Annotated in this window: 1 protein-coding gene; it reads right to left on the bottom strand. The window is 71.9% G+C overall.

Annotation, left to right across the window (positions count from 1 at the left end; all coding sequences use genetic code 11):
- Positions 1-2,229, bottom strand: a 2,229-nt coding sequence (fxsT, locus tag AB0B91_RS65275) for an FxSxx-COOH system tetratricopeptide repeat protein (protein ID WP_358343059.1), incomplete at both ends; no start/stop codon positions are given.

Raw genomic sequence — 2,229 nt, 5'->3', positions numbered from 1 at the left:
AGGTTGCCCCGCGCCCGCAGCGTGTCGGGGTGCTCGGGCCCGAGCACCTCGGTGAGCTGCTCCACCACGGCCCGCAGCCGGTCGCGGCCCTTCTCCGGCTCCCCGGCGAGGATGGTGAAGACCGCGACGTTGTTGGCCGCCGCCATGGCGAACGGATGCCGGTCGCCGAGCGTGGTGAGCATCGTCCGCGTCGTCGTGTCGGTGAGCGACCGGCCGGTGCCGGTGTCGCCCGCGTCCCACAGGGCCACGCCGAGGTTGATCCGGCAGACCAGCGAGTACGGGTGCTCGGCGCCGAAGACCTGGACGAACTGCTGCTCCACCTCGCTCAGCTCCGTCAGGGCCTGCGCGTTCTGCCCCTGCAACATCATGTTGGCCGTCCGGCTGAGCCGGCTGAACAGGGTGTCCGGGTTGGTCGGCCCGAGGGTGGCCAGCAGCCGCTGGTAGGTCTCGTCGAGCAGCTGGGCGGCCTCGGCGATGTCTCCGGTGCTGCGCAGCGACACGGCCAGGTTGGCCTGCGCGGTGAGCACGGCACGGGAGTGGTCGCCGAAGAGGTTCCGGTAGCCGGTCACCACCTCCCGCAGCAGCGCCACGGAACCCTCGTAGTCGCCGGTCTCCCGCAGGTCGCGGGCGAGGTTGTTGGCCGACACCAGGGTGTTCGGGTGCTCCGGGCCGAGCACGACCCGTAGCCGCCGGTTGGTGGCCCCGTCGAGGTCGAGGGCCCTGTCGAACATCCCCACCAGGCGGTACGACGCGGCGAGGTTGTTCGCCGAGTTCAGCGTGCGGCGGTGGTCCTCGCCGAAGACCTCGACCGACGCGGCGTATGTCCGCTGGGTGCGCTCCAGCGCCTCCTGGTATCGACCCAGGGTGCACAGGTCCGCCCCGTAGCCGCCGGCGGTCATCAGCGTGTGCGGGTGGCTGTCCCCGATCAGCTCCTCCTGCTGGCGCAGGGTGTCCTCGTCCAGCCGGTAGGCCTCCTCGAACCGCCCGAGGCTGCGCAGCAGGTTCGCCCAGTTGAACCGCAGGTGCAGCAGTTGGACGCGCAGCTTGCGATGCTCCGGCCCGTCCGGCGGCAGTTCCTCCAGCAGCGCCGACCAGACGGCCTCGGTCTCCCGCGCGTACCGCTCGCCCTGCTCGTACCCGCCGCTGACGTAGATGTAGCGGACCCGGTCGATGACCAGCTGCCGGACGTCGTCGTCGTCGCAGGAGATCGCGCCGGAGCCGTCGAGGTGCGGCCAGAGCATCCGGAACCGTTGCCGGTTCGTCGGGTCCTCCACCTCGCCCTGCGGTCGGGATCCGGCGAGGATCTGGTGCACCTCGTGCTTGGCCGTGACCAGTTCGTCGTCGGTCATCCGGGCGCGCAGGGCGGTCTGCAACAGCCGGTGCACCTGCACCCGGTGGGCGTGCGGGTCCAGCTTGATCAGCGCGAGCTTGTTCATCCGCTGCACCAGCGTCGCCGCGATGTCACGTTCGGACACCCGGTCGGCCACCCGCGCGGCGACCACCGGGTCGTGCGGGGCGATGACCCGCGCCACCTGGTCGCCGTAGAGCAGGTCGAGGGAGATCTCCGGGGCGAGCACCGACGCGAGCTGAAGCAGACGGTACGCCCCCGGGGAGCCCTCCCTCAGCCGCTGCAACGGGAGGTCCCAGACCTCCGTCTCCAGGCCGGTGCGGCGCAGCCCGGCCAGATATTCGTCGACCGGCGTGCGGGTGTCGGCCAGCCACGCCCCGACCGTCGCGACGAAGATCGGCACGTTCTCCACGGCGTCGGCGACCCGCTCGGCCTCGGCGACGCTCATCAGGTGCTCGCCCAGGCGGGCGCGCAGGTGCGCCACGCTCTCCGCCCGCTCGAACTCGTCGACGTCCACGGCCCGCGCCAGGTCGCCCCAGTCCGGGTTGCGGGTGGTGACCAGGACGTGCCCGTTGCCCTGCGGCAGGTAGGGCCGGACGTCCTCGTAGAGGTCGGCGTTGTCGAAGATGAGCAGCCAGTGCGGCGGCGGGCTGCCGTCGGCGCGGCGCTCGGTCTGGCTCAGCCGCTGCCGCAGCGCCCGGTTGGTCTCCGGGATCGTGGTCTGGGGCAGGCCCAGCTCCTCGGCGAGCTCCACCATCCGCACGTCGACGAACTGCGGCGGGTCGGCGGCGACCCACCAGATGATGTCGTACGCGCCCCGGAACCGGTGGGCGTACTCGATGGCGAGCTGCGTCTTGCCGAGACCGGGACCGCCCCGCAGC

This window comes from Nonomuraea sp. NPDC049141 (genome assembly GCF_040648415.1).
In the GTDB taxonomy this organism is placed as follows: domain Bacteria; phylum Actinomycetota; class Actinomycetes; order Streptosporangiales; family Streptosporangiaceae; genus Nonomuraea.
Note: the sequence above shows the minus strand (reverse complement) of the source record. Positions and strands in the feature narration are given on the sequence as shown.